A 25,550-nucleotide genomic window follows, 5' to 3' on the forward strand; every position below is an offset into this window, starting at 1 on the left:
GGGCGGAGCGCCGCGTTCCGACCGGACTGTGCCGCCCCTCCGGGCGGCATGTCCGGACGGCGTCAGGCCGAGGCGTCGGTGAGGGCCTGGACCTCGTCCTCGGTGAGCTCGAGCGTGAGCGCCGCGATCAGCGGGTCGAGCTGGCCGACCGTGCGCGCGGAGGCGATCGGCGCGACCACGGTGGGCTGCGAGCGCAGCCACGCGAGCGCGACGGTCGCGACCGGCACCCCATGCGCCTCCGCGGCTGCGTCGAGCGCCGCGAGCACGGCGCGCCCGCGGTCGTCGAGGTACTCGGCGGCCTGTCCGGCCCGCTGGCTGTCGACCTCCACGCCATCGCGGTACTTGCCGGTGAGGAAGCCCTTGGCGAGGGCCCAGTAGGGCAGGACTCCGAGCCCGTGGCGCTCGGCGGCGGCCCGCAGCTCCGTCTCGAAGTCGCGCTCCATCAAGTTGTAGTGCGGCTGCAGGGCGACGGGCCGGTGCAGGCCCTCGCGTTCCACGATCGCCATCCACTCGTCGATGCGAGCCGCGCTGTAGTTCGAGATCCCGATCTCCCGCACCAGGCCCTGGTCGACCAGGGTGGAGAAGGCGGCGACCGTCTCCTCGAGCGGCGTGGACGCGTCGTCGAAGTGGGCGTAGTAGAGGTCGAGGCGGTCGGTGCCGAGGCGTGCCAGGCTCGCCCGCGCCGCGGCCGCGACGTTGGCCGCGGCGAGGCCCGCGAACTCGGGGTGCTGGCTCACCTTGGTGGCGACGAGCACGTCGTCGCGGGACCGGCCGGCGGCCAGCCACTCCCCGATCACGGTCTCGGACTCGCCGCCGCTGTTGCCGGGCGCCCAGGCCGAGTAGGCGTCGGCGGTGTCGATCATGCGGCCGCCCGCGGCGACGAAGCCGTCGAGGATCGCGAAGGAGGCCTCGCGATCGGCGGTCCAGCCGAAGACGTTCCCGCCGAGCGCGAGCGGCGCGCCGGACAGGTCGAGGGTTCCGAGGGTGGGGGCGGTGATCTCTGCAGTCATGCAGTCGTCAACCACCCAGGCCGGGCGTCATTCCCGTCGCGCGCTTCTCTCAGAAGAGTCCCAGGATCACGCCCGCGACCGCGAGCGCGACCGTGTCGTGCGCCGTGTCGATCGCGGTGACGGCGGGGCTGCGGACGGCGAAGCCGTTGTGGATGGCGTGGGCGCCTCCGCGGAAGATCAGGCCGACCAGCGCGCCGAGCACGAGCCCGCCCGACCACGTGTCGATCCCCAGCCCCGCCATCAGCAGCGCGAGCAGGATCACGCCCAGCACGTTGAACACGACCGTCCCGCCGAACGCGGCACCCATGTTCGCGTCCTTCATCAGGTCGTCGGTCACGCCGGCCTTGTCCCGCCAGAGGTTCCAGAAGCCGGCGGGCGAGTACCACCACCAGCCGAGCGCGAAGCTCACCACGAACGCCACGAGCACCGCGATCCAGTTGATCGCGCCCAGATCGAACCAGTCCATGACCCCTCCCCGAGTCGGCGACGCGGCCCCGAGGGCCCCGCCTACGGCGACAGTACCGTCAGGGTCAGACGAACGCTCCGATGATCGCCCCGGCGACCGCGAGCGCCACGATGTCGTGCCCGCCGTTGACCAGGGTGAGGGTGTGGGGCCGGAGCTCGAAGCCGTGATGGATCACCTGGTTGCCCGCCCGCATCACGAACGCGAGGAAGGCTCCGAACAGCGCTCCCCCGCCCACGGAGAGCACCGACAGCTCGACCATCAGGACGTTCAGCACGATCGCGGTGACGAACGCGACCACGCCGGTCGCCACGAACCGCAGCGGCGGCGCCGTCCGCACCTCCTCCTCGGTGAGCCCGACCAGCCGCATCCACAGCGGGCCCAGCGTGCGGGGGTGGTACCAGGCGAAGCCGACCACGAAGGTCGCGATGGTCGCGAGGATGACCGCGAGCCACTCGATGTGGCTGGCGGTGAACCAGCTCACTCCGCCGCCTCCTCGGCGACCCGAGCGATGTCCTCGAGGTCGTCCTCGAGCGCCTTCTCCGTCGCTCTCATGCCCGCCTTGCCGAACACCAGCCACCCCACCCGCTGCGCCGGCCCGGGGTTCGGCGTCTCGGCGCCGAAGTCGATCCGCAGGAGCGTGCCGCCCTCGACCTCCTCGAGGGCGAACACGGTCGTGTAGTCCGTGCCCCGCGAGTGGGAGCCGACCGTGGTGGACACCGGCGCCTCGACGGCGTCCACCCACATCTCCTCGGTCTCCGACCTGCCCCACAGCCGCCGGGTCTCCCGCCACCGCACGCCGACGGCCCAGCCCTCGCCGGCCACCCGCTCGACGGACTGGATCGACCGGATCACCTCGGGTGAGTAGTCCAGGTCCGTGATGACCTGCCACACGCGCTCGCGCTCGGCCGCGATGACCCGCTCGACGCTGATGCTGTGCCCGACCATGCTCTCTCTCCCTCGCGCCCTCAACACGCTCAGGCTAACGCGCCGGTCAGGAGAAGTGCCTGATGAGGTCCCCGATGTCGGCCTTGAGCCGGACCGTGCCGCCGAGCGTGAAGAAGGTGGAGATCGCCTTGCGCATCGCGCGCTCGGCGACGCTGGGCTCGGCCTTGTACACGTGGAAGACACGCCTCACGTGGGTGCCGTCCTGCGTCTCCTCGAGGAAGGTCGAGGACGTGAACGTGCCGTCCGGACCCACGCGCTCCTGCACCAGCCGCCGGTAGGGCTCGACCTCGATCGTCGTGAGCCGGACCACCACCGGATCGCTCCCGGCGTCGATCTCGCTGAACTGGAGGACGTGGCCCACCTGACCGGGCTCACCCGCCTCGGTGACGGCCTGCGTGACCATGCTGAACACCTCGACCCGGAGATCGGGCTCGGTCACGCAGCGCCACACGTCCTTGGCCGTCGCCGGCACCAGGCCCTCGCGCTCCACGGCCACGTCGAGCGGTCCCGTCATCGTCGCCTCCCTGGCCCGGGGCATCGTCCGCACCCCGTCTTCCCACCGTAGTAGCAGGAACGCCGCCGCGTCAGGAGGCCCGCACGGGTTGCCTCGCCCCCGGCCCGGCGCTACCCTTGCGGCGGAGCGACGAAAGGTCAGGACGATGAGCATCGAGCGCCGCGCGGTCACCGCGCCCGCCTCTGCCCGCCTGATGCGCTCCTCCGACGCGATGTGCTGCCGCGCCTGCGTCTGCTGCTGTCTGTAGAGCGCTGACCGCCCCCGAACCCGCCCGCGGGTCGACGGGACACGGCCGCCCAGCGCTCGCCCCGGCATCGTTCGCGATGCACCGTTGTTGCACCATCTCGACGCAGGTCCCCGACTCAAGGAACAGGAAGACACCGCCATGGCCCGCATCTATCAGGACGCCACCGCCCTCATCGGCAACACCCCGCTCGTCCGCATCAACACGCTCACCGAGGGCGTCGACGCCACGGTGCTCGGCAAGCTCGAGTTCTACAACCCCGCGAACTCCGTCAAGGACCGCCTGGGCGTCGCGATCGTCGACGCCGCCGAGGCGGACGGCTCGCTCCAGCCCGGCGGCACGATCGTCGAGGCCACGTCCGGCAACACCGGCATCGCGCTCGCCATGGTCGGCGCGGCGCGCGGCTACAACGTCGTGCTCACCATGCCCGAGACCATGTCCAAGGAGCGTCGCGCCCTGCTGCGCGCCTTCGGCGCGGAGCTGATCCTCACGCCCGGGCCCGAGGGCATGCGCGGCGCGGTCGAGGCGGCCACCAAGATCGCCGAGGAGCGTCACGGCTCGGTGCTGGCGCGCCAGTTCGCGAACGAGGCGAACCCGGAGATCCACCGCAGGACCACCGCCGAGGAGATCTGGAACGACACGGACGGCGAGGTCGACATCGTGGTCGCCGGCATCGGCACCGGCGGCACCATCACCGGCGTCGGCGAGGTCCTCAAGGCTCGCAAGCCCTCCGTGCAGATCGTCGGGGTCGAGCCGGCCGAGTCCCCGATCCTCAACGGCGGCCAGCCGGGCCCCCACAAGATCCAGGGCATCGGCGCGAACTTCGTCCCGGAGATCCTCAACACCGAGATCTACGACGAGATCATCGACGTCGACGCGGAGACCGCGGTCGCGACCGCGCGCGCCGCCGCCCGCAAGGAGGGGCTGCTCGTGGGCATCTCGTCCGGCGCCGCGATCCACGCCGCCATCGAGCTGGGCAAGCGCCCTGAGAACGCCGGCAAGACCATCGTCGCGATCATCCCCTCGTTCGGCGAGCGCTACCTCTCCTCGGTGCTCTACGCCGACCTGATGGACTAAAGCGGACGCCCCGCGCGTTCCAGTCCCCCAGCACCCCAGCCCCTCCCGGAAGGCAGTACCGATGGCATCCGACATCTCAGCGCTCGCCCGAGCGCTCGAGGACATCCGCACCGTGCAGCGCCGCGATCCTGCGGCGCCCGCGTGGTGGGTGATCGCGGGCTCCTACCAGGGAGTTCACGCCGTCTGGTACCACCGGGTCGCGCACTGGTTCTGGCGGCACGGCATGCGGTCCTACGCCCGGCTGATCTCGCAGCGGGCGCGTCGCGCGACCGGGATCGAGATCCACCCGGGCGCGCAGCTCGGGCGGCGGCTGTTCATCGACCACGGCACGGGGGTCGTGATCGGCGAGACCGCCGTGGTCGGGGACGACGTGCTGATGTTCAACGGCATCAACCTGGGCGGCACCACGATGAGCCCCGGCAAGCGCCACCCCACCATCGGCGACCGCGTCGTGATCGGCGCGGGCGCCAAGGTGCTCGGACCCCTGCGGGTCGGCTCCGACGCCCGCGTCGGCGCGAACGCCGTGGTGGTGAAGGACATCCCCGACGGCGCCACCGCGGTCGGGATCCCCGCGGTCATCCGCAGCCACCCCGGGCCCACCGAGGCGTCGACCGCCGCGTCGGCGGTGGACGCGGGCGACTCGCACCGTCACCCCGATCCCGACCAGCCGCCGGAGCCGGTGCGCGAGCCGGCGATGTACTACATCTGAGCAGGACGCGACGGAGGCCCCCACCGGTCGGTGGGGGCCTCCGTCGCGTCCGGGGCGCGGGTCAGGCCGCGAAGGACCGGAGCATCCACGCCGCCTGCTCGTGCGCGGCGAGGCGCGCGTTGAACAGGTCCGCGGTGGCACCGTCTCCGGCGTCTTCGGCGACCTCGACCAGCGGGCGGATCAGGCGTGCCAGGGTCTCGTGGTCGCGCGCCAGGTTCTCGACCATGGTCATCGCGTCCGTGGTGCGCTCGTCGTCGACGATCGACGCGTGCTCGAGGAACTCGGCCATGGAGCCCGGGGCGCCGGAGCCGAGCGCGCGCATGCGCTCCGCCAGCACGTCCGCGGCGGCCCACAGCTCCTGGTACTGCTCCTCGAAGAGCAGGTGCAGCGACCGGAAGTGCGGCCCGGTCACGTTCCAGTGGTAACCGTGGGTCTTCAGGTAGAGGGTGAACGTGTCCGACAGCACCTGGCCGAGACCGGCGTTGATCGCCGTGAGGTCATCGACCTTGAGGCCGATCTTGGGGGTCGACTCGGTGGTCTTCACGGGAGCGTTGCTCGCCATCATTCCTCCTGGTGTCTCTCGCTCTCCGGCGCACCGGGGCGGCACGCCGTCACTCGGTGGCAACAGCAAAGACTTGGTCAACATTCCCCGTCGGGACGATGCGCGGGCGGGCCCGGCCACGCCGTCGCACGGCGGGACCGCGGTCCCTTCGGAATCCCACGGCGCGCTGTTATGTTCCGATGCCATGGACCAGTTCCGCCTCGACGCGTTCCCCGCCGGCGACGCCTGCCCGGCGCCGCACCACACCGACGCGCCCGACGACGAGCACCTCGCCCGGATCCTCGCGGCGACCCGCCGCGTCGCGATCGTCGGCGCCTCCCCCAACCCGTCGCGCACGAGCTACCAGGTGGCGATCTGGCTGATGGAGCACACGCCGTACGAGCTCTACATGGTCAACCCGGCCGCGGGCGCCGAGGAGATCCGCGGCCACGGCTTCTACGCCTCGCTCGCGGACCTGCCGGTCCGGGTCGACATGGTCGACGTGTTCCGCCGGGCCGAGCACACGCCGGCGATCGCCCGCGAGGCGGTCGACGCGGACGTGAAGACGCTGTTCCTCCAGCTGGGGATCCGGTCGGACGAGGCGATGGAGATCGCGGACGCCGCCGGCATCGACGCCATCCAGAACCGCTGCCTCAAGGTCGAGTACCGCCGGCTCGAGGGCCGGATCCGCGAGCTGCGCGGGGAGTGAGGGCGCGCGTCATCGCCCCGGGTGGGACGATGGCCGCCATGAGCCTCGCACCCGGGTACCGCCTGATCGACGTCGCACCGTCCCGCGTGGGCGAGGTGCTGCGCGTCGCCTCGTGGGCGTTCGCCGACGAGCTCAAGGACGAGGACCTGCCGCACTGGGAGATCATGACGCCGGCCTCGCGGATGCTCGGCGTCGAGATCGACGATGCGTCGCGCGGCACCGTCGGCACCCTCGCCGGGGTGGCGGCGACGTTCCGCTTCGGCATGCGGGTGCCCGGAGGCGCCGAGGTCCCCGTCGCCGGGCTCACCGGGGTCGGCGTCCACACGGGCCACCGGCGGCGCGGGCTGCTGACCGCCATGATGGCGGCGCACCTCGAGGACGCGCGTCGGCGGGGCGAGGTCGCGAGCGCCCTCTACGCCGCGGAGACCTCCATCTACCAGCGGTTCGGCTACGGGCTGGCGAGCTGGCAGGCGACGGTGCGGGTGCCCCGCGGCGCCGGGCTGCGCCCCGTGCCCGGCTCGGAGGACCTCCTGGTGGCGATCGAGCCGGTCGACCCGGCTCGGCACGGTCCGGTGATCTCGTCGGTCCAGGCTCGCCTGACCCGGCCCGGCAGCATGACGCTGGCGGACCCGGAGGCGCTCGCGGCGCGCTTCGCGGACCCCTCCGTGCGCCACCAGAGCGAGCCGCTCCGCATGCTCACCGTGACCACGCCCGACGGCGACCCGCGGGCGTTCGCGATGCTGCGCCGCCGCAGCGCGTGGGGTGACGACGCCCTCCCCGACGGCGTGGTCACCACCCAGGAGCTCGCCGCTCTCGACGCTGCCGCCGCGCACCGGCTCTGGTCCGTGCTGCTCGACATCGACCTCATGGGCACCGTGACGGCCGATCCCCTCGCGCTCGACGACCCCCTGCTCCACCTGCTCGAGGATCCGCGCTCCGCGCGGGCCAGGGTCTTCGACAACCTCTGGCTGCGGCTGGTCGACCTGCCCGCCGCGCTGGAGGCGCGCACCTACGCCGCCGACGTCGACACGGTGCTCGAGGTCGACGACCCGCTGGTGCCGGACAACACCGGGCGCTGGCACCTGACCGTCGACGGCGGCGACGCGCGCGTGGCCGCCGCGCCCGAGGCCGCGCCCGACGTCAGGCTCGGCATCGCCGACCTCGGCGCCGCCTACCTGGGCGGCACCTCGCTCGCGGCTCTCGCGTCGGCGGGCCGCGTGATCGCGCGCGACGCGGCGGCGCTGGAGCTCGCGTCGGCGGCGTTCGGTGCCGCCGTCGCACCCGTGTGCAACCTGCACTTCTGAGCGGCCCGCAACCCCGCATCGTCCACCCTGCCAGGGCGTATTCCCCCACGTGACCAGTCGCACAGGATTGGCCACGGCGCCGGAAGCCTGCCACGGTGGAGGGATGAAGAAGTCAGCAGGCTACCGATCCGTGTCCGTTCCCGAGGAGCGCCTCGACGAATTCTTCGACGTGGTCCAGTGGGCCTTCGTGGGCGAGTGGCTACGCGAGGACCGCCAGGACTATGTCGACGCGCTGCCCGTCGAGCGCGCCCGCGCGGTCGAGGTGACCGACGAGCACCGCGGCACCCCCGGGACCCTCGCGGGCGTGCACGCCAGCTTCGGCACCGAGATGGTCGTGCCGGGCGGGCGGCGCGTCCCTACCGCGGGGCTGTCGTGGCTGGGCGTGCACCCCGGCCATCGCCGCCGCGGGCTCATGACCACCATGATCCACGACCACTTCGAGCGGTCCCTCGCCCGTGGCGAGTCCGTCAGCGTCCTGTACGCGATGGAGGCGCCCATCTACGCGCGCTTCGGCTACGGGATGGGCTCGCAGACCGTGAAGGCCGAGATCCCGCGCGGCGCGAAGATGTGGGACGTCGACGGCGCCGACGAGCTGACGGTCCGGCTCGAGCGCGCGTCCTTCGAGCGGCACGACGCGTTGGTTGCGGGTCTGCAGGCGCGGCTGAGCCGGCCCGGGACCGTGCTCAACGCCGTCGGGTCCGGCCGCAACGCGCGCTTCACCGACCCCGTGGGCAACCGCCGCGGGATGGAGAAGTGGCGGATCGCGATCGTCGAGGACCGCGGCGAGCCGGTCGCGTACGCGTTCTTCCGGCGTCATGCGCGGTCCTCGGTCGGCATCCACGACGGGGTCTGCCAGGTCCGCGAGCACGGCTCCCTCACCCCCGCCGCGGCGCAGCGCTTGTGGCAGACGCTCACCGACTTCGACCTGGTCGAGACCACCATGACCGAGAACCTCGCGACCGACGACCCGCTGCTGCACCAGCTCAAGGACCCGCGCGGAGTGCGGTCCAAGGTCATCGACAACCTGTGGGTGCGTCTCCTGGACGTCCCCACGGCCCTCGCCGCGCGCGAGTACATGCGCGACTGCGACGTGGTGGTCCAGCTCACCGACAAGCACGTCCCTGCCAACGCGGGGACGTGGCGGATCGCGGTCACGGGTGGCGAGGCGACCGTGACCCGGACGGACGATGCGCCGGACCTGACCATGGACGTCCGCCACCTCTCCCAGTGCTACCTGGGCGGGACGTCGATGGAGTCGCTGGCGGCCGCCGGGCTCGTGCGCGAGCACACGGCCGGCCGGGCGCGCGAGCTCGCCGTGGCGATGCTGTCGCCGGTGGCGCCGCTCGCGAACTGGGACTTCTAGCGCGTGGCCTCGAAGTCCTTCATGAGGTCGATCCGGCGCTGGTGGCGCTCGTCGCCCGAGAAGGGCTCGGCGAGGAACGCGTCGGCGATGGCCGTCGCCTCCTCGAGCGAGTGCATGCGGGCGCCGATCGAGCCCACCTGGGCGTCGTTGTGCTGGCGCGCGAGCCTCGCGGTCTCGACCGACCAGATCAGCGCGGCCCGGATGCCGGTGACGCGGTTGGCCGCGAGCTGCTCGCCGTTGCCCGAGCCACCGATCACGATGCCGAGGTCGGCCCCGGCGCTCGCCGCCACGGCCTCCGCGGCCGCGATGCACATGGGCGGGTAGTCGTCGAGCGCGTCGTACTCGTACGCGCCGTGGTCGACCACGTCGTGGCCCGCCTCGGCGAGGTGGGCGATCAGGTGCTGCTTGAGCTCGAAGCCGGCGTGATCCGCGGCGATGTGGATGCGCATGGCCCCATTCTGCCAGCGTCGCCGCCGTGCTCGGCTCGCCGTGAGCGAAACCTCGCCCCTCGGGCCGAGCCCGCCGCCTAGGGTGAGACGCATGACGCTTCACTCCGGCATCGACCAGTCCGAGTTCTCGCCCACCGACCGCGCGCAGGACGACTTCTTCCGCTACGTCTCCGGGCCGTGGGAGGACACGCACCCGATCCCGGCGGATCGCGCCGCCGACGGCTCGTTCTACACGCTGCGCGACGAGGCGGAGGCGCACACCCGGACCATCATCGAGGAGGCGCCGACGGAGTCGGTGATCGGCGCGCTGTACGCCAGCTTCATGGACGTCGAGCGGGTCGACTCCCTCGGCATCGCGCCGCTGCTGCCCGACCTCGAGCCGATCGAGGCGGCGACCAGCCACGAGGAGCTGGCCCGCGCGATGGGCGCGCTCCAGCGCTCGGGCGTCACCGGCATCGTCGGCTACTACGTCTTCGCCGACCGCCTCGACCCCGATCGCAACGTGGTCTACCTCAGCCAGTCGGGCCTGGGCCTGCCGGACGAGGCGTACTACCGCGAGGACGCGCACGCCGCGACCCGGGAGAAGTACGCCGCGCACCTGGACCGCATGGCCGAGCTCACCGGGCTCGCGTTCGACTCGGCGACCGTGATGGCGCTCGAGACCGCGGTGGCCAAGGAGCACTGGGACGTGGTGAAGACCCGCGAGGCCGAGCTCACGCACAACCCCACCACGCTGACCGGCCTGGCCGCGGACGCCCCGGGCTTCCCGTGGGCGACGTGGGCGGACGCGATCCGGATGCCGTCGACCGCCCACGAGCTGCTGGTCGCGGGCGAGCCGACGTACTTCACGGCCGTCGCGACCGTGTGGGCGGAGACCGACCTCGAGACCTGGAAGGCGTATCTCCGCTGGCGCGTGGTCAACTCCCGCGCCGCCTACCTCACCCAGGAGATCGCGAAGGCGAACTTCGACTTCTACGGGACGGTGCTGTCGGGCGCCACCGAGCAGCGCGAGCGGTGGAAGCGCGGCGTGGGATTCGTCGAGGGGGTCGCGGGCGAGCTGGTGGGCCAGGAGTACGTCCAGCGGCACTTCCCGCCCGCCTACAAGGAGCAGATGGACGTCCTGGTCGGCAACCTGATCGAGGCGTACCGGCGCTCGATCCTGGAGCTCGACTGGATGACCGAGGCCACCAAGGAGAAGGCGCTCGAGAAGCTTCGTCAGTTCACCCCCAAGATCGGCTACCCCGACAAGTGGCGCGACTACTCCGCGCTCGAGGTCGCCCCCGACGACCTGGTGGGCAACCTGCGCGCCGCGTGCGCGTTCGAGGAGGACTGGGAGTGGGCGAAGATCGGCCGGCCGGTCGACCGCTCCGAGTGGCTGATGACCCCGCAGACCGTCAACGCGTACTACCTGCCCGTCGCCAACGAGATCGTGTTCCCCGCCGCGATCCTGCAGCCGCCGTTCTTCCACCCCGAGGCCGACGACGCGGTCAACTACGGCGGCATCGGCTCGGTGATCGGGCACGAGATCGGCCACGGCTTCGACGACCAGGGATCGAAGTACTCGGGCACCGGCGCGCTCGAGGACTGGTGGACGGCGGCGGACCGCGAGGCGTTCATGACGCGCGCGACCATGCTGATCGAGCAGTACAACGGCTACTCGCCGCGCCAGCTGTCCGACGAGCACACGGTCAACGGCGCCCTGACCGTCGGCGAGAACATCGGCGACCTGGCGGGCGTCGAGATCGCGCTCAAGGCCTACGAGATCGCGCTCGGCCACCCGATCGACGAGGCCCCCGAGCTCGACGGGCTGACCGCGCTGCAGCGGTTCTTCATCGGCTACGCCCTGACGGAGCGCATGAAGGTCCGCGACGAGGCGTTGGTGACGCGGCTCAGCACCGACCCGCACTCGCCGAGCGAGTTCCGCGTCAATGGGATCGTCCGCAACCTCGACCCCTGGTACGCGGCGTTCGAGGTGTCGGAGGGCGATGAGCTGTGGCTCGACCCGGAGGCGCGCGTCTCCATCTGGTGACGCCGGGCGGCGGGACGATGCGCGTCAGGCCGTGAGCGTGGCGCGCACCTCCCAGGGCCGCAGGTCGGCTCCGACGACCGGGTCGGGGAGGTTGGCGACCAGCACGTCGGCGCCGGGGTCCTCGACGTCGACCGCGACGTCATCGCCCGAGAGGTTCGCGACCACGGTGAGCACGGTGCCGTCGAGCTCGCGCCGGTAGGCGAACACCTGCGGGTCCCCGGGCAGCAGCATCTCGAAGGTGCCGTGCGCGATCACCGGGAGCTCGTGGCGCAGCGCGATGAGCCGTCGGTAGAACGCCGCGACCGAGTCGGGGTCCTCCCGCTGCGCCGCGGCGTTGAGCCACGTGTGGTTCGGGGTCGCGGGCAACCACGGGGTGCCCGTGGTGAAGCCGGCGTGCTCGCTCGCGTCCCACTGCACCGGCGTGCGCGCGTTGTCGCGGCTCACGTGGGCCATGCCGGCGAGGATCCGCTCGTCGGGCACGCCGATCGCGCGCAGCTCGTCCCACGCGCCATGGACCTCGATGTCCTGGTACTGGTCGATCGAGGTGAACCCGGCGTTGGTCATGCCGATCTCCTCGCCCTGGTAGACGTACGGTGTGCCGCGCTGCAGGTGCAGCACGGCGCCCAGCGCCTTGGCCGAGGCCGCCCAGTGGTCGCGATCGTCGCCGAAGCGGGACACGACCCGCGGCTGGTCGTGGTTGTTCCAGTAGAGCGAGTTCCAGCCGCGCTCCGCGAGCGCCACCTGCCACCGGTCCAGGATCGCCTTGAGCCGGACCAGATCCAGCGGTTGGGTGTCGAACTTCCCCAGCGGGCCGTGGTCGACGTCGACGTGGTCGAACTGGAACACCATGTCGACCTCGGCGCGGTCCGGATCCGTGAACTTCACCGCGTGGTCGGTGGTGACGCCGGGGGTCTCGCCCACGGTCAGCAGCTCCGCGTCCCGACCGGAGAACACCTCGCGGTGCATCTCCTGGAGGAACTCGTGGACCCGGGGCCCGTTGGCGTACAGCGGGAAGCCGTTGCCGAGCCCGCCGGGCAACGGCTCGCCGTCCCCCAGGGGCAGCACCTTCGAGATGAGGTTGATGACGTCCATCCGGAAGCCGTCGACGCCCCGGTCGAGCCAGCGGTTCATCATCGCGTAGACGGCGGAGCGCACCTCGGGGTTCTCCCAGTTGAGGTCCGGCTGCTTCACGTGGAAGAGGTGCAGGTAGTACTCCCCCGACGCCGGGTCGAGCTCCCAGGTCGAGCCCGAGAAGAAGGCCCGCCAGTTGGTCGGCTCCGCCCCTGCCTGCCCCGCCGCGAAGCCCGCGCGCGGCGGCCGCCACCAGTACCAGTCCCGCTTGGGGCTGTCGACGGAGGAGCGGGCCTCGACGAACCAGGGGTGCTCGTCCGACGTGTGGTTCACCACCAGGTCCATCACGAGCTTCATGCCGCGGGCGTGCACGTCCGCGAGCAGCGCGTCGAAGTCCTCGAGCGTGCCGAACGCGGGGTCGATCGCCTCGTAGTCCGAGATGTCGTAGCCGTTGTCGGCGTGCGGGGAGGCGTAGATGGGCGACAGCCAGAGCACGTCGACGCCCAGCCACTCGAGGTGGTCGAGCCGGGAGCGGATGCCCTGCAGGTCGCCCACGCCGTCGCCGTTCGAGTCCTGGAAGCTGCGCGGGTAGATCTGGTACACCACCGCGGACTTCCACCAGTCGTTCGCCACGTCGCGCCTCCTCGTCGGGTCGGGTCCGTCCTCCACCCTAATCGCGCTGCTGGGCGGCGAGCGCGGCGTAGAGCCCGCCCGCGGCGAGCAGCTCGGCGTGGGTGCCGGACTCGACGATCCGCCCCGCGTCGACCACGTGGATGACGTCCGCGTCGGCCACCGTCGAGAGACGATGCGCGACCACCAGGGTGGTCCGGCCGCGCGCCGCGCGGTCGAGCGCCGACTGGACGACCCGCTCGGAGACGGTGTCCAGGGCGCTCGTCGCCTCGTCGAGCAGCAGCACCGGCGGGTCCTTCAGCAGCACGCGCGCGATCGCGATGCGCTGCTTCTCGCCGCCCGAGAGCCGGTAGCCCCGCTCGCCGACCACGGTGTCGTACCCGTGCTCGAACGTCATGATCGCGTCGTGGATGCTCGCGTCGCGGCACGCCTGCTCGAGCTCGGCATCCGTCGCGTCGGGCCGCGCGTAGCGCAGGTTCTCGGCGATGGTCGCGTGGAACAGGTAGGTCTCCTGGCTGACCACCCCGACGTGATCCACCACCGACTCGTGGCGCAGGCGCCGCACGTCCTCGCCCGCGAACAGCACCGCACCGCCGCTCACCTCATGGAGCCGTGCCGCCAGGTAGGTGATGGTGGTCTTGCCCGCGCCCGAGGGGCCCACGAAGGCGTGCGTGCTGCCCGGCTCGACCCGGAAGCTCACACCGTCCAGGGTGGGCCGCGCATCGTCCCTCGCCCCGGGATACCGGAAGGTGACGTCGCGGAACTCGACCGCGCCGACGGGTCCGGGCGCGTCCTCCACGTCCACCGCATCGTCCGCATCCCTGATCGCGGGCTCCAGGTCGAGGTATTCGAAGATGCGCGCGAAGAGCGCGCGTGAGGTCTGGACCTCGAGCGCGACACGCATGAGCGCCATCAGCGGGAACAGCAGCCGCGACTGCACGGCCGTGAACGCCACGATGGTGCCCGCGCTGATCGCGGTCGAGCCGTTCGCGATCAGCAGGCCGGCGGCGAGGTAGATCACCGCCGGCACCGAGGACATGATCACCGTGACCAGGCCGAAGAACCACTGGCCGGTCATCGCCTGCTGGACCTGGAGCCGGATCTGGTTCGCGTTCTCCGCGGCGTAGCGGCGGGACTCGAGCCGCTGCCGGTTGTAGACCTTGGAGAGCAGGATGCCGCTGACCGAGAGGGACTCCTGGGTGATCGCCGTGAGCTCGGACAGCGACTCCTGGGTCCGGGCGGCGATCCGCGCCCGCACCCGGCCGACCCGCCGCTGCACCGCCACCAGCGCGGGCATGAGGATCACGGCGATCACCGTCAGGCGCCAGTCGAGCAGGACCATGGCGACCAGGCTCGCCGCGACCGTGACGGAGTTGCCCACGATGCTGGAGACGAACGTGGTCAGCACGCCCGAGACTCCCCCGACGTCGTTCTGCAGCCGCGACTGGATCACGCCCGTCTTGGTGCGGGTGAAGAACGCCAGCTCCATCGACTGCAGGCGCTGGAACAGCCGCTCGCGCAGGTCGCCGGTCACACGGTTCCCGACGGAGGATGTCAGGTAGGTCTGCCACACCTGGAGGCCCGCCGCCGCGATGAAGATCGCGATCATGAGCGCGACCAGCTCCGCGAGCAGGCCGACCCGCGGCGTCCCGTCCGGCGGGAAGAGCGCGCTGTCGAAGATCCGCTCGATGAGGAGCGGAGGCACCACGGTGGCGCCGGCGGCCACCACGACCAGCACGGCGGTCGTGAGCAGCGCTCCCCGGTACGGCCGGAACAGCGCGATGACGCGGGGCCAGAGGTCGGGGATGTCCGGGGCCTCGGCGTTGAGCGCGCGCTGCGTCTCCTCGTCCCGTCCGGCGATCCCCCGGCCGGGCATGCCTCCCATCGCGGCGCGGCGGGAGCCCGAGGGCGCGGGATGGCTCATGGGGAGAGCCTAGGCCCGCCATCCGACGTCGCTGCGCCCGTGGAAGACTGGGCGCCATGCCCGTCGCCATGCCCTCGATCGCGTTCTACGAGCCCCGCATCCCCGAGAACACGGGCAACGCGATCCGGCTCTCGGCCGTGACCGGGGCGCCGCTGCGGCTGATCGAGCCCCTCGCGTTCACCTTCGAGGACAGCAAGCTGCGGCGCGCGGGCCTCGACTACCACGACCTCGCGACGGTGACCGTGCACCCGGACCTCGAGGCGATGCTCGCCGACCTGCCGGACTCGCGCGTCTTCGCGTTCACGGCGCGCGCGCAGACCGTGTACACCGAGATCGACTACCGGGCCTCCGACGTCCTGCTGTTCGGCCCGGAGCCCACCGGCCTGCCCGAGGAGGTGCTGGCGCATCCGCGGGTGACCGCGCGCGTCCGGATCCCCATGCTCGCGGGCCGGCGGTCGCTCAACCTGGCCAACTCCGCCTCGATCGCCATCTACGAGGCCGCGCGGCAGCTGGGTTTCACGGACATGGAGACGTCCGTCCCGGAGTGAGCCGCGGCAGCGGCCGCGGGCGCGTCAGATCCCGAACTCCAGCAGGTCCGCCGGCTCGGGCTCGCCCGCCGCACGCGCGAAGATCTCCATGCCGCGGCGGACCTGATCGCGGTCGTCGTCGGTCAGCCCGTCGATGACCTTGACGATCTCGGCGCGTCGCACGTCCGTCACCGTCGCGACGAGCGTGGCCCCCTCGGGGGTGAGCTCGACCTTGACCTCGCGGCGGTTTCCGGGCACCTGCGCGCGGAGGATCAGCCCGGCGGTCTCCAGGCGCTCGACGGTGCGCGTCAGCGTCGAGGGGTGGACGCCGATCTGCTCCGCGAGGTCGCCCATGCGCTGCGGCCCGGTCGACGCGAGCACCACCAGCACGCGGAACTGCGGGACCGTCACCGTCTCGAGCACCGTCGACAGCGATCGGGCGACCATCCCCAGCAGCGCCCGGGAGGCGACGACGGTCGAGTCGGTGGCATTGAGAGGCGGATTCACCTCACCCAGGCTAGTCCATCAGCTCTGGTATCGTCCAACTGTTGCGGACATACAACCTTGAGGATTCCTCGTGCCTTCCCCTGCCCCCACGGCCTCGCTGACGTCGCGCGCCCTCGCCTGGATGCGGCGCTCCGAGAACTCGACCCTCATCGCCCTCTCCCTGGTGGTCGGGACCTGCGCCGGGTTCGGCGCCATCGCGTTCCGCTGGCTCATCGAGCGCGCGACGCTGCTGTTCACCGGCACCGCGGACTACGCCGCCACCACGGACCACCCGTCGCATCCGTGGCTCCCGTGGCTCGGTGGTTTCTTCGTGATCCTGGCTCCCGCCGTCGGCGGCCTGCTCCACGGCCCGCTGGTCCAGCGCTTCGCGCCTGAGGCACGTGGCCACGGCGTCCCCGAGGTCATGTATGCCATCCACCGGCGCGGCGGCCGCATCCCCGCGAAGGTCGCCTTCGTCAAGGCGCTCGCCTCCGCCATCACCATCGGGTCGGGCGGCTCGGTCGGGCGGGAGGGGCCGATCGTCCAGATCGGCTCCGCGATCGGCTCGAGCCTCGCGCAGCGGGCGCGACTCAACGAGAACGGGGTCCGCATGCTGGTCGCGTGCGGCGCCGCCGGCGGCATCGCGGCCACCTTCAACGCCCCGATCGCGGGCGTGTTCTTCGCGTTCGAGCTCCTGCTCGCCTCGATCGCCGCGCGCTCGTTCGGGGCGATCGTGATCTCGGCCGTCACCGCCTCGGTGATCGGACGCGTGTTCCTGGGCGACGAGCCCTTCCTGGTCCTGCCGGAGTTCTCCGTGGGCCACCTGGGCGAGTACGGCCTGTACGTGGTGCTGGGCCTGCTCGCGGCGCTGGTCGGAGTCGCGTTCACCCGCGTGCTGTACAAGGTCGAGGACTGGTGCGACGCCGCGTGGAAGGGACCGGAGTGGGCACGGCCCGCGGCCGGCGGCCTCCTGCTGGGCGTGCTGCTGTTCGCGCTCCCGCAGATGTACGGCGTCGGCTACCCCGTGCTCGAGGGCGCGGTCATGGGTGCCTACGCGATCGGCTTCCTGGTGCTGCTGCTCGTCGCCAAGATCGTCGCGACGTCGCTCACGATCGGCATCGGCGGGTCGGGAGGCGTGTTCGCGCCCTCGCTCTTCCTCGGCGCCATGCTGGGCGCGGCGTTCGGACAGGCGGCGCAGCTCGCCCTCCCCGGGCTCGACATCCATCCGGGAGCGTACGCGCTCGTGGGGATGGCGGCCATGTTCGCCGGAGCCGCGCGAGCGCCCATCACCGCGGTCATCATCCTGTTCGAGCTCACCGGGGAGTACACGATCATCCTCCCGCTGATGCTCGCGGTGGCGGTGGCGACCCTCACGTCGAGCGCGCTCAGCCACGACACGATCTACACGCTCAAGCTGCGCCGACGCGGCGTCGACATCACGCAGCGCGCCGGCGGGCGGCCTCTCGACGGGCTCACGGTCGGCGATCTGATGACGGTCGCGCCGCCCTCCGTGCCCCTGACGCTGGGCACGGCGGACGCGGTGGGCGCGTTGGTCGCCGCCCGACGCCACTCCCTTCCCGTGGTGGGCGCCGACGGCTCCTACGCGGGGATCGTGACCTCTCCCGCCGCCGCCGGCGCGCTGACCTCCGACGACGACGTGTCGAGCGTCACCGTCGAGCGGCTGCTCGACTGGCACGAGCCGCTCCGACCCGACCAGGCGGTCGAGGACGTGCTCGAGGCCATGCTCTCGGAGGAGGCCGAGAACGGTGTCGCGGTGGTCGGTCCCGACGGGGCGCTGGTCGGCTGGCTGCATCAGGAGGCGGTGCTGAGGAAGGTGTCGACGGTCGCGACCTGACCGCGCGCGCATCGTGCCGCGCGACGATGGTGGACAATGGTCCGGTGCCCGGCACGGCCGACGGCCGCCGCCGGCGTCAACCCGATCGACGGAAGGGACCTGATGAGCAAGCTCGCGCTCGCGACCCGACTGGGCGCCGCCGCCGCGGCCGCCCTGCTCCTGGCGGGCTGCACCGCCGCCGGAGGCGGCGCCGCCAGCTCCGCGTCCCCCAGCGCGGACCCGACCGTGAGCATCGTCGCGCAGCCGGACCCGAACCACCCCGATCCCTGCGAGCTCCTCACCGCGGCCGACTTCGAGGAGTGGGGCGGCACCCCCGAGATGACCGACGGACGCTTCATCGGGTCGCTCTCGGGCGACGGCCGGTCGATCTGCCGCTGGCAGCCCGCCTCCGACGAGCTCAGCGTGCCGCGCATCCAGGTGCTGCTGAACTGGGAGTACGCGGACATCGCCGAGCAGCGCGAGCTGAGCGAGGGCATCGGCGCGAAGACCGAGGACATCGAGATCGAGGGCGCCTCGAGCGCGTACGCCGCGTACGGCGGCCGCACCATCGCGATGGAGGTCGGCGACTACTTCGTGCAGGTCTCGTACACCCGCCCGACGTCGAAGGCCGCCGACGTGAAGCGCGCGTGCGCGCACTTCGCCACGCTGGTCGCGTCGCGCCTCGCCTGAGGCCTCGCCTGAGGCCCCGCCTCAGGGTGTCGGCGCCTGCGCGTCGTACTCGCGCCATGCCCGCTGCGCGCGCGTGAGGATCGCGATCAGGGCGATCACGAGCACTCCGCCGAGCAGCGGGGGGAACCACAGCGCGACGGCGGCGGCCAGCGCGCCCGCGTACATGTCGCCGAGGCGCGGCCCCCCGGTCACCACGACGACGAAGACTCCTTGGAGGCGCCCGCGCATCTCGTCGGGCGCGGCCTGGATGATCATCGTCTGACGGAAGATCGCGCTGACCTCGTCCGCGGCGCCCATCCCGGCCATGCACAGCGCGAGCACGGCAAGCGTGGGCCAGTGCACGCCGCCCCAGCCCTCGGCGGGCTCGTGCTCCACGGCGGTCGCCACGAGCGTGGTCAGCCCGAACAGCGCGGCGAACACGCCGAACACCTGGATCGCCCGGGAGATCGCCACGCCATGGCGATGGACCCGCGCGACGGGCCCCGAGAACAGGCTCGTCAGCATCGTCCCGACCGCGCCGGCGGCCGCGAGCGCCCCGACGGTCAGCGCGCCGCCGCCGACCAGCGTGGCGCCGAGCGCGGGGAACAGCACGTAAGGGCGCCCGAACGTCATGGCGATGATGTCGACGACGAAGCTCATGCGGATGTTGGGGCTGCGGCGCAGGAACGCGAGCCCCTCCTTGAGCACCGGCCACCCCGCCTCCACCCGCTCCCCCAGCCGCGGCAGGGACGGCAGCATCCAGATGCCCAGGAATCCCGCGCTGAACAGCACGGCGTCCACCGTGAACGTCCACGGCAGGCCCACGCCGGCCGCCAGCACGCCCGCGAGCGCGGGTCCCACCGTCAGCATCACGCCGAAGGAGATCCCGTTGAGCGCGGTGGCCCGGCTGATCATGTCCGCGGGCAGGATGCGGCCGACCACCGAGCCACGCGTCGCGTTGGAGACCGTCGACGCGACGGCGCTGAGGGTGGTGACGACGAAGAAGTGCCACACGGCCGCGTGCGTGCCGTCGGCGTGCAGGTGCTGGTCGTGGAAGGACAGCGCCGCGAGCGCCACGGTGGACGCCCACGCGGTCAGCGACGCCACGATCAGCACCCTGCGGCGGTCGAAGACGTCGGCGATCACCCCGCCCCAGAGCCCGGCGATGATCATCGGCAGCAGCGCGATGCCGCCCACGAGGCCGACCATGAAGGTCGACTCGGTGATCTCGTAGACCTGGAGGCCCACGGCGACCTGGGTCATGAAGGCGCCGATCCCGGAGATCGCGCCGCCGATCCACAGGCGCGCGAAGGCCGGGCTCGCGCGCAGCGGCGCGAGGTCCACCAGGTGGCGCGACAGCCCGCGCCTCCCGGAGGCGGGCGACGGGGACGATGCGGGCGACGGCTCGGGCGGCACCAGCCGAGTCTAGGCGGGGCCCGGACCCGGGTCGCCGCCGTCCGGGTCGGCGAGGTCCTCGGCCGTCGGGTGCGGCTCGGGCGGCGCCTCCACGGGGGCCTCGATCACGCGCCACACGCGCGCCCGCTGCTCGGGGCGCAGCTCGTTGCCGCCGTCGATGCTGCCCGACCGCGTCCGCAGGCGCCTCACCAGCGCATCGTCGCCACGCAGGTCCACCACGTGGGTCCGGACCACCTCCTCGGGCCGGTACCTCGCCGAGCGGTTCCGGTAGTGGCCCTGGATCCACATCCACACCGCGACGCCTGCCCCCGGGCCGAGCGCGAACAGGAACAGCGCGATCAGCGGGCTGCCGTCGGAGTTGCCGCCCATCAGATCCCCCTCATGATCAGGAACGCGATCGGCCAGGTGACGACCGACGCGGCGGCGGCGACGCCGAACGCCACGCGACGCGCCTTGGAGGTGTTGATCGGGACCGACCCCATGGTGGCGCGGCTGCGGCCGTTGACCGCGAGGTAGTGCGTCACCGAGCCGTGCCGGCCCTTCTCCTCGAAGCCGTAGAGCCAGACGGGCAGCAGGACCGACGTCCAGCGCGTGCCCGTCACGCTCAGCTGCTCCTGCTCCCACCGCACGCCGCGGTCGTACCGGCCCACCGAGGCGGCGGCCGAGCCCCGCGCGATCGTGAGCATGTGCGCGTACGCGGCGTCGTCCGCGTGGTCGACGTCCATGTCGCGGCGCTCCGAGGTGTACTCGTCGCCCAGGAAGGACGCGTTGAACCGGACGATGTTCTTCACGTCGAACGGGAGGATCGAGTTGATGATGTTGTTGGTGCTCTCCGTCGCGTGGATATCGGCCTTCGACGCGGAGGTCTCGACGATCACGTCGTCGATCTCGAGGTCGAGCTCGCGGGCCACGGCGTAGCGGTCCACCTTGTACTCGTAGTTGTTCTCGCCGACCTTGACCCGGCCCCGGCCGATCTCGCCCACGCCGTCGAGCCGCGCCGTGACCTTCCCGTCGACCGTCATGTACGGGATGTACACGCCCATGACGTTCTCGGGCCGGAAGGTCTTCTCGAACTCGGGATGCGCGAACGACTTGCGCTTGGCCACGAACGCCGAGATCGACTCCATCGCCTGCTCGCGGGTCACCGAGAACGGCAGGATCCCGTCGGGCACCGCGCCGTTGGGGATCCGGTTGTTGATCGAGAGCACGTGCTTGCACCAGTGGCAGCGGGCCTGGAGGCTGCGCGCCGTGTCGACCACCACCTCCGCGCCGCAGCCGGAGCACTTGAAGGTCATGAGCGTCTCGTCGTCGGTGATGTCGGCCGACGCGGTCGACAGCGTGCGTCCCCGCAGGTCGGCGATCCCCTCCGACAGCCCCATCGCCTCGTCGAGGCGTGCCTCGGTCCACTCGTAGCGGCAGAACTCGCACACGAGCGTGCCCGTCTCTGGCCGGTAGGCGACGTCCGTCGCGCCGCAGCGGGCGCAGCGGACCAGCCCGTCCTTCGCGCCGGCCGGGGTGGCGTTCTCCGCGGGGCCGGCCGGCTCGGGCACGGGCTCGGGCGTCCATCCGGGCTCGGGCGCGGCTCCGCCCTGGTCGGGGGTGGTCATCGCGTCTAGAGCCCCAGCACCTTCTTCTTGAGCGCCTCGAAGTCGTCCTCGTTGATGAGGCCGTCGTCGAGCATCTTCTTGTACTGGGCGAGCTGGACGGCCGGGTCGGCCGGGGCCTGCGCGGGGGCGGGCGCGGGCGCGCCGGCCGTCGCGGCGGCGGGCGCCGCCCCGGGCGTGGGCGTGGGCGGGACCAGGTTGCCGATCGCGCCCATCCCCATGCCCATCATCGCCAGGCCGGTGCCGCCGCCACCCGACTCGCCGGCGGCCTGCACCCCGCGCGCGACGGACTGCTTGAGGAAGGTGTCCGAGCGGCCGCCGGAGAGGGCGTCGGCGCGGCGCACGTCGCTCAGGAGCGCGGTCGTGTCCTCGTCGTACTCGATCGCGACCAGGGTCGCGGACTCGATCTGCAGGCCGCGCCCGGACTCCCACTCGTAGTTCGCCTCGACCTCGTCCGCGAGGGACTTGGCGAAGCCGACGGAGTCGCCCTGGATGCGGGTGATCCGGTGCTCCTTGTCGGCGTCGTTGACGTAGCGGCTGAAGGCCCCGGCCAGGGAGCCCACGACCTCGCTGAACAGCTGCTCGGAGACGGGGTTCGTGTGCTCCGTGATGTCGAACGGGCGGGCCCCTGCAGAGATGTAGGAGGCGGGCACCAGGTTCTTCACGAACAGGATCGGGTCGACCACCTTGAGCACGTAGGTGCCGCGGGTGATCGCACCGGCCTGCGCGTTGAGGTAGCGGTCGTCCCAGTAGATCGGGCTCTGCGTGCCGAAGCGGTTGTTCGGGATCTGCTTGAGGTTGACGTAGAACGCGAGCTGCTGGCTGCCCGGGCGTCCGCCGAACTTGAACCTCTCCCACGAGGTGGTGAACGTCGAGCTCAGGAGCCCGCCGCCGCTGAACACGGACTTCGAGTTCTGGTCCTCGCTGTCCCAGCGGAACGCGCCGGGCTCGGCCACGACCGCGGTGACCGCGCCGTCCTGGAAGGTGAGCAGCCCGTAGCCCTCGGGGACGATGATGACGGAGCCGTTGGTGATGATGTTCTCGGAGCCGCGGGTGTTCTGTCCGCGCCCGGCGTTGGTCCCCTGCGTCACGGCGGGGAACACCACCGCGGTGTCGCCGACGCCGGCGGGCGGGACCAGGAAGTCGAGGAACTGGTCCCCGAACGTCGACTTGAGCGAGTCCCATGCCGCGCCGACCGCGATCTGGATGAATCCCATCACTGCTCCTGCCCTCGGGGAGGAGCCGGGTCCCGACGCCCCCACGCCTGTGCGCCCGCGGCGCATGTCCGTCGCGACACTATCCCGCGGCCGGGGGCCGGGCAAGGCGGGACACCAGGCTCCCAGCCATTTCGCAGTGATGGAATTATCAGCGCAACGCGAATGACACAGGTTTCTGACACAATCTCGCCATGCCAGGTACGAACCTCACGCGCGCCGAGGCCCAGGCCCGCGCCGCCATCGTCGCCGTCGACGCCTACCTCGTCGACCTCGACCTCACCTCGTCGAACACCACCTTCCGTTCGACCTCGACCGTCCGCTTCACCGCCACCCCCGGCGAGAGCACGTTCATCGACCTGATCGCGCCGGCCGTCGTCAGCATCGTCCTCAACGGCGAGGAGCTCGACCCGGCGACGCACTTCGCGGACTCGCGGATCTCGCTGCCGTCCCTCGCGGCGGACAACGAGCTCACGGTGGTCGCCGACTGCGCCTACATGAACACCGGCGAGGGCCTGCACCGGTTCGTCGACCCCGAGGACGGCGAGGTGTACCTCTACTCGCAGTTCGAGGTCGCCGACACGCGCCGCGTCTACGCCGTGTTCGAGCAGCCCGACCTCAAGGCCTCGTTCACCTTCACCGTGACGGCGCCGGAGCACTGGCACGTGCTGTCGAACTCGCCGTCCACCAAGGAGGCCGTCGACGGGTCGCTCGAGATCGCCGGCACCGCGCGCGGCGTCGCGCGCTGGTCGTTCTCCCCGACCACCCGCATCCCCTGCTACGTCACCGCGATCGTCGCGGGCCCGTACCACGAGGTGGTCGGGACGGTGGAGTCCCGCAAGGGCACGCTGAGCGCCAACGTGTACTGCCGCAAGGGTCTCGCGCCGTTCCTCGACGCGGATGTGATCCTCGACGACACGCAGAAGGGCTTCGCCTTCTACGAGGAGAAGTTCGAGACGGACTACCCGTTCGAGAAGTACGACCAGATCTTCGTGCCGGAGTTCAACGCGGGCGCCATGGAGAACGCCGGCTGCGTCACCTTCCTCGAGGACTACGTCTTCCGGTCCAAGACCGCGCAGGCGCGCGTCGAGCGCCGCACGGTCACGGTCCTGCACGAGCTCGCCCACATGTGGTTCGGCGACCTGGTCACCATGAAGTGGTGGAACGACCTGTGGCTCAACGAGTCGTTCGCCGAGTTCGCGTCGACGCTCGCGACCGCGGAGGTCACCAGGTACACGAACTCGTGGGTGACGTTCAACGCCCTCGAGAAGTCGTGGGCGCTGCGCCAGGACCAGCTCCCGTCGACGCACCCGATCATGGCCGACATCAAGGACCTCGAGGACGTCGAGGTCAACTTCGACGGCATCACCTACGCCAAGGGCGCATCCGTCCTGCGCCAGCTGGTCGCGTGGGTGGGCCAGGACGAGTTCTTCGCCGGCGTCGCCGAGTACATGCGCAAGCACCACCACGCGAACGCGACGCTGAACGACCTGCTGGTCGAGCTCGAGAAGGCCTCCGGCCGCGACCTGTCCGGCTGGTCGGACGTGTGGCTCCAGAAGGCCGGCGTCACGACGCTGCGCCCGGAGATCGAGACGGACGATGCGGGGATCATCACCTCCTTCGCCGTCCTCCAGGAGGTGCCCGCCGAGTGGCCGACCCAGCGCCCGCATCGTCTGGGCATCGGCGGCTACGACCTCACGGTGAACGACGAGGGTGACGAGGTGCTCGAACGCGTCCTGTCGGTCGAGGTGGACATCGACGGGGAGCGTACGGAGATCCCCGCGCTGGTCGGCAAGCCGCGCCCCGCGCTGCTGCTGGTCAACGACGGCGACCTGGCCTACGCGAAGGTCCGCCTCGACGAGGCCTCGCTGGCCACCGCGGTCGAGCACGTGTCGAAGTTCACCGACCCGCTGGCGCGCTCGATGGTGCTCGCCTCCGCCTGGGACATGACGCGCGACGCGGAGATGCCGGCGCGCCAGTACGTCGAGCTGGTGCTGAAGAACATCGGCGCCGAGACCGAGTCGACCACGGTGCTGGTGCTGCTGCGCCAGCTCGCGACCACGCTGGGCGTCTACGTGCACCCGACGGTGTCGGACGCGACCCAGTCGGACGCCGCGCGCGAGGTCTGGACGCTGATGCTCGCCGCCGCACCCGGCTCGGACAGCCAGCTCCAGTTCCTCAAGGCCTTCGCCTCGCTCGCCAACACCGAGCCGATGTACGACACGGTGCAGGCCGTCATCGACGGGAAGATCGCGATCAACGGCCTCGAGCTCGACACCGACCTCACGTGGGACCTGCTGACGTCGCTGGTGGCGGGCGGGCGCGCGTCCGAGTTCGCCATCGAGGTGCAGCTCACCAAGGACGCGACCGCGTCCGGGCAGCGCCGTGCCGCGCACGCCCGCGCCGCGATCGCGACGCCTGAGGCGAAGCGGGCCGCGTTCGACGCGCTCATCAACGCGGAGGTGGACCTGCCGAACGCGCTCCAGTACGGCACCATCGCGGGCTTCAACCACGCCCACGACGCCGCGCTGCTCGCGCCGTTCGTCGACGAGTACTTCGCCGCGCTCCGCCGCATCTACGCGGAGAAGACCAACGAGATCGCCGCGAACCTCATCGAGGGCCTGTACCCCGTCCAGCTCGCCGGGCGCGTGCCCGACCTGCAGGACAAGGCCTTCGCGTGGCTCGAGGCGAACGCGGATGCGCATGACGCCCTCCGCCGTCTGGTGGTCGAGGGCAAGGACGGCGTCCGCCGCGCGCTCATGGCGCAGGCTGCGGACCTCGCCTACGAGGGCTGAGCGCCTCCTGCGGGGATCAC

General features: G+C 71.6%; 24 protein-coding genes. 10 read left to right on the forward strand and 14 right to left on the reverse strand.

Features of this window, described 5'->3' with window-relative positions; all coding sequences use genetic code 11:
• Positions 1 to 62 precede the first annotated feature (62 nt).
• The 5 genes from QQX10_RS05170 to QQX10_RS05190 form a co-directional block, all read right to left on the reverse strand.
• Positions 63 to 1,010, reverse strand: coding sequence for an aldo/keto reductase (locus tag QQX10_RS05170; RefSeq protein ID WP_301122006.1), 948 nt, complete (start codon positions 1,008 to 1,010; stop codon positions 63 to 65).
• 49 nt (positions 1,011 to 1,059) lie between these two features.
• Positions 1,060 to 1,476 carry a DUF1761 domain-containing protein gene (locus tag QQX10_RS05175; protein WP_301122008.1) on the reverse strand — a complete coding sequence of 139 codons (417 nt, stop codon included), beginning with the start codon at positions 1,474 to 1,476 and terminating at the stop codon, positions 1,060 to 1,062.
• Between the two features lie 64 nt (positions 1,477 to 1,540).
• Positions 1,541 to 1,957 (reverse strand): DUF1761 domain-containing protein, encoded by a 417-nt coding sequence (locus tag QQX10_RS05180; protein ID WP_301122010.1) that lies wholly within the window; start codon positions 1,955 to 1,957, stop codon positions 1,541 to 1,543.
• A complete protein-coding gene (locus QQX10_RS05185; RefSeq protein WP_301122012.1) occupies positions 1,954 to 2,421 on the reverse strand; it encodes an SRPBCC family protein in 468 nt (155 codons plus the stop codon). Before QQX10_RS05185 ends, QQX10_RS05180 begins: the two co-directional genes overlap by 4 nt.
• 46 nt (positions 2,422 to 2,467) lie before the next feature.
• On the reverse strand, positions 2,468 to 2,935 hold the full coding sequence (locus QQX10_RS05190) for an SRPBCC family protein (protein ID WP_301122014.1): 468 nt from the start codon (positions 2,933 to 2,935) through the stop codon (positions 2,468 to 2,470).
• A gap of 385 nt (positions 2,936 to 3,320) precedes the next feature.
• Here QQX10_RS05190 and cysK point away from each other — a divergent pair, with 385 nt between their 5' ends.
• Positions 3,321 to 4,256: a cysteine synthase A gene (cysK, locus tag QQX10_RS05195; RefSeq protein WP_301122016.1), complete on the forward strand. Its 936-nt coding sequence runs from the start codon at positions 3,321 to 3,323 to the stop codon at positions 4,254 to 4,256.
• A gap of 73 nt (positions 4,257 to 4,329) precedes the next feature.
• Entirely contained in the window at positions 4,330 to 4,965 is a 636-nt protein-coding gene (gene cysE / locus QQX10_RS05200) for a serine O-acetyltransferase (RefSeq protein WP_436968573.1), read from the forward strand.
• Between the two features lie 61 nt (positions 4,966 to 5,026).
• Here cysE and QQX10_RS05205 read toward each other — a convergent pair whose 3' ends face one another.
• Positions 5,027 to 5,527: a Dps family protein gene (locus QQX10_RS05205; RefSeq protein WP_301122020.1), complete on the reverse strand. Its 501-nt coding sequence runs from the start codon at positions 5,525 to 5,527 to the stop codon at positions 5,027 to 5,029.
• A 184-nt stretch (positions 5,528 to 5,711) separates the two neighbouring features.
• On the opposite strand from QQX10_RS05205, the gene QQX10_RS05210 reads away from it, so the two are divergent.
• From QQX10_RS05210 to QQX10_RS05220, 3 genes are all read left to right on the forward strand, one after another.
• Positions 5,712 to 6,215: a CoA-binding protein gene (locus tag QQX10_RS05210; RefSeq protein WP_301122022.1), complete on the forward strand. Its 504-nt coding sequence runs from the start codon at positions 5,712 to 5,714 to the stop codon at positions 6,213 to 6,215.
• Positions 6,216 to 6,253: 38 nt separating this feature from the next.
• Positions 6,254 to 7,519 (forward strand): GNAT family N-acetyltransferase, encoded by a 1,266-nt coding sequence (locus QQX10_RS05215; RefSeq protein ID WP_301122024.1) that lies wholly within the window; start codon positions 6,254 to 6,256, stop codon positions 7,517 to 7,519.
• Between the two features lie 103 nt (positions 7,520 to 7,622).
• Positions 7,623 to 8,882 (forward strand): GNAT family N-acetyltransferase, encoded by a 1,260-nt coding sequence (locus QQX10_RS05220; protein WP_301122026.1) that lies wholly within the window; start codon positions 7,623 to 7,625, stop codon positions 8,880 to 8,882.
• On the opposite strand, the gene QQX10_RS05225 is transcribed toward QQX10_RS05220, so the two are convergent.
• Positions 8,879 to 9,331, reverse strand: a complete 453-nt coding sequence (locus QQX10_RS05225; protein ID WP_301122028.1) for a ribose-5-phosphate isomerase — start codon at positions 9,329 to 9,331, stop codon at positions 8,879 to 8,881. The two genes, QQX10_RS05220 and QQX10_RS05225, sit on opposite strands and share 4 nt — an antisense overlap.
• 91 nt (positions 9,332 to 9,422) lie before the next feature.
• Between QQX10_RS05225 and QQX10_RS05230 the strand changes: the two genes are divergently transcribed.
• On the forward strand, positions 9,423 to 11,360 hold the full coding sequence (locus QQX10_RS05230; protein WP_301122030.1) for a M13 family metallopeptidase: 1,938 nt from the start codon (positions 9,423 to 9,425) through the stop codon (positions 11,358 to 11,360).
• Between the two features lie 24 nt (positions 11,361 to 11,384).
• On the opposite strand, the gene QQX10_RS05235 is transcribed toward QQX10_RS05230, so the two are convergent.
• Positions 11,385 to 13,064, reverse strand: coding sequence for an alpha-glucosidase (locus QQX10_RS05235; protein ID WP_301122031.1), 1,680 nt, complete (start codon positions 13,062 to 13,064; stop codon positions 11,385 to 11,387).
• Positions 13,065 to 13,101: 37 nt separating this feature from the next.
• The gene (locus QQX10_RS05240; RefSeq protein WP_301122079.1) at positions 13,102 to 14,946 is read right to left on the reverse strand and encodes an ABC transporter ATP-binding protein; all 1,845 of its coding nucleotides are present in this window, start codon (positions 14,944 to 14,946) and stop codon (positions 13,102 to 13,104) included.
• 107 nt (positions 14,947 to 15,053) lie between these two features.
• Here QQX10_RS05240 and QQX10_RS05245 point away from each other — a divergent pair, with 107 nt between their 5' ends.
• Positions 15,054 to 15,533 (forward strand): tRNA (cytidine(34)-2'-O)-methyltransferase, encoded by a 480-nt coding sequence (locus tag QQX10_RS05245; protein ID WP_301122081.1) that lies wholly within the window; start codon positions 15,054 to 15,056, stop codon positions 15,531 to 15,533.
• Positions 15,534 to 15,557: 24 nt separating this feature from the next.
• Here QQX10_RS05245 and QQX10_RS05250 read toward each other — a convergent pair whose 3' ends face one another.
• On the reverse strand, positions 15,558 to 16,019 hold the full coding sequence (locus tag QQX10_RS05250) for a MarR family winged helix-turn-helix transcriptional regulator (RefSeq protein ID WP_301122032.1): 462 nt from the start codon (positions 16,017 to 16,019) through the stop codon (positions 15,558 to 15,560).
• Positions 16,020 to 16,089: 70 nt separating this feature from the next.
• Between QQX10_RS05250 and QQX10_RS05255 the strand changes: the two genes are divergently transcribed.
• Both QQX10_RS05255 and QQX10_RS05260 read left to right on the forward strand, forming a co-directional pair.
• Positions 16,090 to 17,853: a chloride channel protein gene (locus QQX10_RS05255; RefSeq protein ID WP_301122033.1), complete on the forward strand. Its 1,764-nt coding sequence runs from the start codon at positions 16,090 to 16,092 to the stop codon at positions 17,851 to 17,853.
• Positions 17,854 to 17,955: 102 nt separating this feature from the next.
• Complete coding sequence (locus QQX10_RS05260; RefSeq protein WP_301122034.1) at positions 17,956 to 18,522, forward strand: DUF3558 family protein; 567 nt, start codon at positions 17,956 to 17,958, stop codon at positions 18,520 to 18,522.
• A 21-nt stretch (positions 18,523 to 18,543) separates the two neighbouring features.
• Here the strand turns inward: QQX10_RS05260 and QQX10_RS05265 are convergent, their stop codons facing one another.
• The 4 genes from QQX10_RS05265 to QQX10_RS05280 are packed head-to-tail and all read right to left on the reverse strand — an operon-like array spanning position 18,544 to position 22,738.
• Positions 18,544 to 19,917, reverse strand: coding sequence for an MFS transporter (locus QQX10_RS05265; RefSeq protein ID WP_301122035.1), 1,374 nt, complete (start codon positions 19,915 to 19,917; stop codon positions 18,544 to 18,546).
• A gap of 9 nt (positions 19,918 to 19,926) precedes the next feature.
• The gene (locus QQX10_RS05270; protein ID WP_301122037.1) at positions 19,927 to 20,286 is read right to left on the reverse strand and encodes a hypothetical protein; all 360 of its coding nucleotides are present in this window, start codon (positions 20,284 to 20,286) and stop codon (positions 19,927 to 19,929) included.
• Positions 20,286 to 21,524: a TFIIB-type zinc ribbon-containing protein gene (locus tag QQX10_RS05275; RefSeq protein ID WP_301122039.1), complete on the reverse strand. Its 1,239-nt coding sequence runs from the start codon at positions 21,522 to 21,524 to the stop codon at positions 20,286 to 20,288. The genes QQX10_RS05270 and QQX10_RS05275 overlap by 1 nt, the downstream gene beginning before the upstream one ends.
• Before the next feature lie 5 nt (positions 21,525 to 21,529).
• Positions 21,530 to 22,738 carry an SPFH domain-containing protein gene (locus tag QQX10_RS05280; RefSeq protein ID WP_301122041.1) on the reverse strand — a complete coding sequence of 403 codons (1,209 nt, stop codon included), beginning with the start codon at positions 22,736 to 22,738 and terminating at the stop codon, positions 21,530 to 21,532.
• Positions 22,739 to 22,929: 191 nt separating this feature from the next.
• Here QQX10_RS05280 and pepN point away from each other — a divergent pair, with 191 nt between their 5' ends.
• Complete coding sequence (gene pepN, locus QQX10_RS05285; RefSeq protein WP_301122043.1) at positions 22,930 to 25,530, forward strand: aminopeptidase N; 2,601 nt, start codon at positions 22,930 to 22,932, stop codon at positions 25,528 to 25,530.
• The last annotated feature ends 20 nt before the right edge of the window (positions 25,531 to 25,550 follow it).

The sequence above is a fragment of the Demequina lignilytica genome (genome assembly GCF_030418305.1).
Classification (GTDB): domain Bacteria; phylum Actinomycetota; class Actinomycetes; order Actinomycetales; family Demequinaceae; genus Demequina; species Demequina lignilytica.

Coding starts and splice junctions, on each gene's coding strand:
- QQX10_RS05175 (WP_301122008.1), bottom strand. CDS start 1,476: ATGGACTGGTTCGATCTGGGCGCGATCAACTGGATCGCGGTGCTCGTG.
- QQX10_RS05170 (WP_301122006.1), bottom strand. CDS start 1,010: ATGACTGCAGAGATCACCGCCCCCACCCTCGGAACCCTCGACCTGTCC.
- QQX10_RS05270 (WP_301122037.1), bottom strand. CDS start 20,286: ATGGGCGGCAACTCCGACGGCAGCCCGCTGATCGCGCTGTTCCTGTTC.
- QQX10_RS05245 (WP_301122081.1), top strand. CDS start 15,054: ATGCCCTCGATCGCGTTCTACGAGCCCCGCATCCCCGAGAACACGGGC.
- QQX10_RS05260 (WP_301122034.1), top strand. CDS start 17,956: ATGAGCAAGCTCGCGCTCGCGACCCGACTGGGCGCCGCCGCCGCGGCC.
- QQX10_RS05190 (WP_301122014.1), bottom strand. CDS start 2,935: ATGACGGGACCGCTCGACGTGGCCGTGGAGCGCGAGGGCCTGGTGCCG.
- pepN (WP_301122043.1), top strand. CDS start 22,930: ATGCCAGGTACGAACCTCACGCGCGCCGAGGCCCAGGCCCGCGCCGCC.
- QQX10_RS05280 (WP_301122041.1), bottom strand. CDS start 22,738: ATGGGATTCATCCAGATCGCGGTCGGCGCGGCATGGGACTCGCTCAAG.
- QQX10_RS05220 (WP_301122026.1), top strand. CDS start 7,623: ATGAAGAAGTCAGCAGGCTACCGATCCGTGTCCGTTCCCGAGGAGCGC.
- QQX10_RS05275 (WP_301122039.1), bottom strand. CDS start 21,524: ATGACCACCCCCGACCAGGGCGGAGCCGCGCCCGAGCCCGGATGGACG.
- QQX10_RS05240 (WP_301122079.1), bottom strand. CDS start 14,946: ATGGGAGGCATGCCCGGCCGGGGGATCGCCGGACGGGACGAGGAGACG.
- QQX10_RS05185 (WP_301122012.1), bottom strand. CDS start 2,421: ATGGTCGGGCACAGCATCAGCGTCGAGCGGGTCATCGCGGCCGAGCGC.
- QQX10_RS05230 (WP_301122030.1), top strand. CDS start 9,423: ATGACGCTTCACTCCGGCATCGACCAGTCCGAGTTCTCGCCCACCGAC.
- QQX10_RS05210 (WP_301122022.1), top strand. CDS start 5,712: ATGGACCAGTTCCGCCTCGACGCGTTCCCCGCCGGCGACGCCTGCCCG.
- QQX10_RS05205 (WP_301122020.1), bottom strand. CDS start 5,527: ATGGCGAGCAACGCTCCCGTGAAGACCACCGAGTCGACCCCCAAGATC.
- cysK (WP_301122016.1), top strand. CDS start 3,321: ATGGCCCGCATCTATCAGGACGCCACCGCCCTCATCGGCAACACCCCG.
- QQX10_RS05215 (WP_301122024.1), top strand. CDS start 6,254: ATGAGCCTCGCACCCGGGTACCGCCTGATCGACGTCGCACCGTCCCGC.
- QQX10_RS05225 (WP_301122028.1), bottom strand. CDS start 9,331: ATGCGCATCCACATCGCCGCGGATCACGCCGGCTTCGAGCTCAAGCAG.